This is a genomic window from Bacillus cereus group sp. N8, assembly GCF_016483685.1.
Classification (GTDB): Bacteria; Bacillota; Bacilli; order Bacillales; family Bacillaceae_G; genus Bacillus_A; species Bacillus_A proteolyticus.
In genome coordinates, this window is the sequence record NZ_JAEHBK010000021.1 from 64,140 (window position 1) to 70,322 (window position 6,183).

Sequence of the window (6,183 nt, forward strand, 5' to 3'; positions counted from 1 at the left end):
AGGCCTATAAATGAAAAAGAAAAATCGTTTTGTTACCGGAATTGTAACGGCTGGCGTTCTATTTTCAACTGCCCTTCCGTTTAATGTACTTGCTGAAAACCCTATTAACAAAATTGACTCGTCAAACGCTCAGTCTTTACTATCAAAACTTTCTAAAGAACAGCGTCAGGCATTACAAACGTTAGATGCCAATCCTGGTTTTACTATTTCGCCAGATATTAATACGAGTAGTTCTGAGCCAGTAAATATCATTGTAGAATTTCAAACTGCACCAGTAAAAATTAATGAATTGAAACAAAAAGAAAAAGGATTGCAGGCTGCTCCTGAAAATATAAAAGCACGTATTGATCAAGAGCATGAAGAATTCCAAGAAGGATTAAAACGCCTTCACCAATTCAGCCCATCAGTAAAATCAGGGAATTTCCAGTCTGTACAAATTAAACGTTCTTATAAACATGCTATAAATGGGGTTGCTCTAACGTTACCTGCAAATACAGTGGAAGAATTGTTACGAATTGGCGTTGTAAAACGTATTTGGAAAGATTACGAAGTGAAATTAAATTTACCAAAACAAGCGGAGCAAAAAGCACCTCAAAAACTAACAGATAGCATTCCGCAAATCGGGGTAGATAAGTTACCTAGCGAAGGTATTACAGGCAAAGGCATTAAAGTTGGAGTATTAGATACAGGTATTGATTACAATCACCCTGACTTAAAAGACGTGTATAAAGGCTATCGCGCAAAATCGGGTGAAGATTCTAGTAAGATAGACCCAAATTCCGTAAAAGGTTGGGACTTTATTAATAACGATGCAGATCCGATGGAAACAACTTATACAGAGTGGCAACAATCTGATGCTCCTGAATTTGATGATCGTGGTTCTTCCTTCTACACTGCACATGGTACTCACGTAGCAGGTATCGTTTCTGCTCAAAAGAAAAATAAATCAGATTCAGCAGTAAAAGGTGTTGCACCTGACATTGAACTTTATAACTATCGTGTACTCGGTCCGTACGGAAGTGGAGCTACTTCAGGTATTATCGCTGCAATTGATAAATCTATTTCTGACGGTATGAACGTTATTAACTTATCGTTAGGTGATGATAGTAACAATCCACTTGATCCAACATCTATCGCTGTAAACAACGCGATGCTTTCTGGTGTTGTTACGGTCGTTGCTGCTGGTAACTCTGGCCCAAATCCAGCAACACTCGGATCACCTGGTGCTTCACCATTTGCAATTACGGTTGGGGCAAGTGATAGCTCTATTTCCTTACCAAAACTTTCGGGGCATGTAGGACAGTTACAATTCCCTAATCTCATTTTATTCGGAAAAAATTTCACTGATAAGATAGAAGATTTCAAGGGACAAACTTTACCTATTGAATCTGTAGGAATCGGTACTCCTGACGAGTTTAGTAAAAAAGATGTAAAAGGAAAAATCGCTCTCGTTGCACGTGGTACACTCTCCTTTGATGAAAAAATTGCTAACGCAAAACAAGCAGGAGCAAAAGCAGTTATTATTTATAACAATGTCGATGGAGAAATTCCTTTCTACATTGGTGAAAGCACAAAATATATTCCAGCATTCCGCCTAACGAAAGAAGACGGGGAAAAACTAAAAGCTCAAATCGAACAAGGTAACACATCCTTTACTTTTGATGAACTTAGTTACGTTCAAACAGAAGGCGATCATCTTGCAGACTTTAGCTCACGCGGCCCTGTTACATCGAATGATGATATTAAACCTGATATTACAGCTCCTGGCGTTGCTGTGCTTTCAACAGTACCTGAATATATTAACGATCCACAAGAAGGAGAAAATTATGATGTTTCCTATGAGCGTATGCAAGGAACATCTATGGCATCTCCTCATATTGCGGGCCTTTCTGCTCTTATTTTACAAGAACACCCAGAATACTCTCCATTCGATGTAAAAGCGTCTCTCATGAACACGGCTGATGATTTAAAAGAAAAGTATTCCGTATATGAAGTTGGAGCTGGACGAGTAGATGCGTACAACGCTGTTCATACGGAAACAAATTTTAAAGTGCTAGATACAACAAAAACAGTTGTGAATGATGAAGTAATTGAAGTACCAGAAGAAACCGGATCCATTGCATTCGGGAAGTTTTATCAAAAAGACGGTGAAGCTCTTGAACAAAAACGAAATATAAAAGTGGAAAATCATAATAAACAAGAGAAAAAAGAATTTAAAACAGAAATTTCTTATACACCAGCATCTTCTGCTATTAACGATGCTACCGCAAACGGTGTAAAAGTTTCTGTTCCAGAAACAATTACGCTTGATGCTGGCAAAGCAGATGAAATTGAAGCAAAAATTAATGTTCCAGCCGGTGCAAAGCAAGGCCGATATGAAGGATATATTCATATTACAAATACGAAAAATAAAGAAGAAACATATCAAATTCCATTCTCTATTCGCGTATCAGAGCCTGGTATTGAAAATGCGATATTATCAAGAAAAGCAATTTCAACTGATACATCGAAATTTAATCCATACGGTGAATCATATGTTCACGGGGCATTCCAATTAAATAGCGAACTTGAAACGTTAGATCTTATCGTGAAAGATTCCAAAACAAATAAAGCGCTCGGCTTCATCGGAACATTAAACACAAGTGGACTAAAAACTGATGTGTATTACTACTTAGATTCATTCTTTAACGGAAAAGTGTATCCTTTTACAAATGATCCTGCGAAACCAATTGGTGATGAGAAAATTGACTTACCAGAAGGCGATTATACAATTGAGTTTGTTGGCTATGATAAAGCTGGGAAAGCGCGTGTGAAAAGTGATTATGTCGTAATTGATAATACACCACCAGAAGTGAAATTAACTGGATTAAAACCTGGTATTTATGAATTAAATGAAGAAAACTATACAGTAGAAGACGGTAAAAAAGCACTGTGGATTAAAGGAAATGTGTATGATTCGAACGTTGACTACTTAAAAGGAAAAGGGTTAAACATTACACAAGAAGCAAACGGAGTTATGTACTATGATTATTCTCCATATTTACATAAGTTTTTACCTATTAATGCAAATGGTGACTTTAAAGTGGGTATTACTCCTGAATCCTTTAAAGTGGAAGGTCCAATGAACACAGGCGTATATATTTTCGATTATGCAACTGCAGGTCTTGACTATCCAAACGGTGTAAATAACTATTGGTTTATCCCGCAAGGTGCTCAATATGCGAAAGCTAGTTATGATAAAAAAGAAGTATATAAAGGTGATGAATTCACTGTGACGCTAAACGCCAAACATGTGAAACAATTTGTTGCTGGGGAATTTAACGTAAAATTCCTAGAGAAGAACTTCAAATTTGCAAATGCGAAATTGAATCCTGCTTTTGAAAAACTCCTTTCTGAAAAAGGGGTAACGGCAAAAGTAAATGAACCGAAACTAGAAGCAGGCTCTGTCACAGTTGGCGGTGCTATCGATGACAAAAACTTCGCTGGATTAGATGGTGATTTCCCGTTCATTGATGTAACGTTCAAAGTAGAAAACGATGAGTTTTATGAAGCAAATGCTCAATTAGAGTCAGCAGTGTTTGTATACTGGAAACAAGGAGAAACAGAGCCAAATAGAATGCGTGTCCTTCAAGATCAATCATTCTCAGTAATGTCCTTAAACTCACTAGTAGAAGGAAATATTAAACCTGGTGCATTCTTAAATGAACGTGGATATTTAGATGAAAAATTCGATTATACAAAGCTTGGCGTAAAAGTATATGCGACTGATTCTTACCGTCACAAGTTTGAAGGCTCACTTGATAAATACGGTTACTTTAAACTAAATGGACTACCTGTTAATAAACGCGACTACAACTTATACGTAGAGGTTCCAGGACATTTAACAAGCCGACTAACAACGAAATTAGGTACTGAGAAAGATGGTAAGCTACTTGGCCAATATTATTATGCACGCTTTGATGAAAACCTTGCAGGTGATGTAAATGGTGATAAAGTAATTGATATTAAAGATGCAGAAATTATCGCTAGCAACTATGGGAAAAAAGGACTATCTGTAAAAGACGGCGACCTTAACAAAGATGGCATTGTCGATGAAAAAGATATTCGCTTCGTTGAAAAGAACTTCTTGAAGAAAGGTCCAGATGCAGCTAAATCACAAACGCCTGTTGAAAAATCAAAAAGCGGTACTCTTGCAGATATTTTAAAGAAATTAGGATTAACGCCTAAAAAATGATAATAATAAAGAGCACTCTATATAAAGTAGAGTGCTCTTTTCTATAAACGACCCTTATCCAGCAAAAGGGGTATATTGGGGATATACAAGGGAAACCGGAAAAGGAATTTATATTAAATTATATAAAAATTCAGAGGTGGGAAGCAGTTTCCCGCCTCTGAATTATTTAGCAATTATTATAGTACTGGTGCCATTGTTTCTTTTAATACTTTTACAGAATGAGCGAACTTCACTTTTTCTTCTTCGTTTAATTCAAGTTCTACGATTTCACGTACACCTTCGCGGTTAATAACAGCTGGAACACCTACGTAAGCATCTTTCTCACCATATTGGCCTTCAAGGTATGCAGATACAGTTAACACGCTGTTCTCGTTGCTTAAGATTGCTTTAGTTACACGAAGTAGTGACATACCGATTCCGTAGTAAGTTGCACCTTTACGCTCGATGATATGGTAAGCTGCATCGCGTACATTTTCAAAGATTTTATCTAAATCTTCTTGGTTGTATTGTTCGTTGTTCGCTAAGATTGTTTCTAGTTTTTGTACACCTACAGTAGCGTGGCTCCATACTGGAAGTTCAGTGTCACCGTGCTCACCAACGATGTAAGCATGAACGTTACGTGGATCTACATCTAAGTAGTCACCTAACATGTAACGGAAACGAGCAGAGTCTAAAGTAGTACCAGAACCGATTACGCGCTCTTTCGGTAAACCAGATTCTTTCCAAGTTACGTAAGTTAAAATATCAACTGGGTTAGTTGCGATTAAGAAGATTCCATCGAATCCGCTATCCATAATACCGCGAACGATTTGTTTAAAGATCTTTGTATTTTTCTCAACTAAGTCTAAACGAGTTTCGCCTGGCTTTTGTGGTAATCCAGCAGTGATAACAACTAGATCTGCATCTTTACAATCTGCATAGCTACCGCTCCAAACTTTTGTTGCTGCTGGAGAGAATGGTACCGCATGGCTTAAGTCCATTGCTTCTCCTTCTGCTTTTGCTTCATTAACATCTACTAATACGAATTCTTCAGCTACACCTTGGTTGATCATTGAGTAAGCATAACTACAACCTACAGCTCCTGTTCCTACTAATACTACGCGATTGATACCTTTTTTCATGTTAATTTCCCCTTTCAATTGTTTACATCTATTTTTTATTATTGTTTAAGTAATTAATTAAAATACTAATTTAATGTTGTTTAACTTCTTTACATTCATATTGTAGCATGGATTATTGTGAATTACTTCACAAATTATGACCTATTTGTGAACTTTTTCACATAGAGTGTAAAGTTATCGTAGCAAGTGTGGAATCAATACCAATTTATGCGTTTTATTTAGATTGTGAAAGGTTTTTATCTTAGATTTGTATCGGTAAGTGAAATTATATCGGCGATTTTCTAAATATATCGACTGCAACTCCAAATATATCAGCGATTTTTGCAATATATCGACTTACCAACAATGATAACAGCTTCTTCTATATTATTTATTTTCTGCAGTAGCCCTTAATACAGAAGCTTTTACGTAATTTTGACTGCTTATTTTTACGAATCATTGTATCTATATATCAAACACATAAAAGGGCATACCTATTTACAGGTATGCCCTTTTATGTGTGATTAATTATGTAACAAGTACATAGTCCACTTTTACACAACAAAAAAGAGATAGCAGATTATGCTATCTCTTTTAGTATGACCCGTACGGGATTCGAACCCGTGTTACCGCCGTGAAAGGGCGGTGTCTTAACCACTTGACCAACGGGCCAGTTCTGGCAGAGAAGAAGGGATTCGAACCCTCGCACCGCGTTCGCGATCTACTCCCTTAGCAGGGGAGCCCCTTGAGCCACTTGGGTACTTCTCTATAATATGGCTCCGCAGGTAGGACTCGAACCTACGACCGATCGGTTAACAGCCGATAGCTCTACCACTGAGCTACTGCGGA

2 protein-coding genes and 3 tRNA genes are annotated in these 6,183 nt (G+C 37.2%); 1 reads left to right on the forward strand and 4 read right to left on the reverse strand.

From position 1 onward, the window contains the following. Positions 1–10 precede the first annotated feature (10 nt). Positions 11–4,234 (forward strand): S8 family serine peptidase, encoded by a 4,224-nt coding sequence (locus JDS80_RS23060; protein WP_199640070.1) that lies wholly within the window; start codon positions 11–13, stop codon positions 4,232–4,234. 176 nt (positions 4,235–4,410) lie between these two features. Here JDS80_RS23060 and JDS80_RS23065 read toward each other — a convergent pair whose 3' ends face one another. The 4 genes from JDS80_RS23065 to JDS80_RS23080 all read right to left on the reverse strand — a co-directional run bounded on the left by JDS80_RS23065 (position 4,411) and on the right by JDS80_RS23080 (position 6,183). Next, on the reverse strand, positions 4,411–5,355 hold the full coding sequence (locus tag JDS80_RS23065) for an L-lactate dehydrogenase (protein WP_000715333.1): 945 nt from the start codon (positions 5,353–5,355) through the stop codon (positions 4,411–4,413). 579 nt (positions 5,356–5,934) lie between these two features. Beyond that, positions 5,935–6,006 (reverse strand) — tRNA-Glu (locus JDS80_RS23070). 5 nt (positions 6,007–6,011) lie between these two features. Continuing rightward, a tRNA-Ser gene (locus JDS80_RS23075) sits at positions 6,012–6,102 on the reverse strand. Between the two features lie 6 nt (positions 6,103–6,108). Continuing rightward, positions 6,109–6,183 (reverse strand) — tRNA-Asn (locus tag JDS80_RS23080).